Origin of the sequence: Ruminococcus sp. 210702-SL.1.03 (genome assembly GCF_020559915.1) — a bacterium.
GTDB lineage: Bacteria > Bacillota > Clostridia > Oscillospirales > Ruminococcaceae > YE71.
The window spans coordinates 1-270 of the sequence record NZ_JAJCLZ010000162.1 but is presented as its reverse complement, the minus strand read 5'-3'; the positions used below and the strand labels follow the sequence as shown (position 1 = coordinate 270).

Annotated in this window: 1 protein-coding gene; it reads left to right on the top strand. The window is 51.5% G+C overall.

From position 1 onward, the window contains the following. On the top strand, nucleotides 1–270 hold a 270-nt coding region (locus LI114_RS13940), incomplete at both ends, for a hypothetical protein (protein WP_227221160.1).

The following is a 270-nucleotide window of genomic DNA, read 5'->3' as shown; positions in this document are numbered from 1 at the left end:
ACGCCCTCGAGGAAATATCCTCAGCCGCAGGCTACGGCACAGCTTCGGCAACTTTCAGCGTGCCGCCATACACAGATAACAAAACGCAGACGATAAAGCTCGTCAACAACGGCGCTGACTACGGTACGGTAGATATGCACAAATCTATCATCGACGCAGCAGGCGACAGCTACGATCTTACCGACCGCAATACTGCACAAGATATGCAGTCAGTTTACCGCAAAACGGCATTTGTAGTAGGCGTTAAGACTGCGGACGGCATGAAGTATC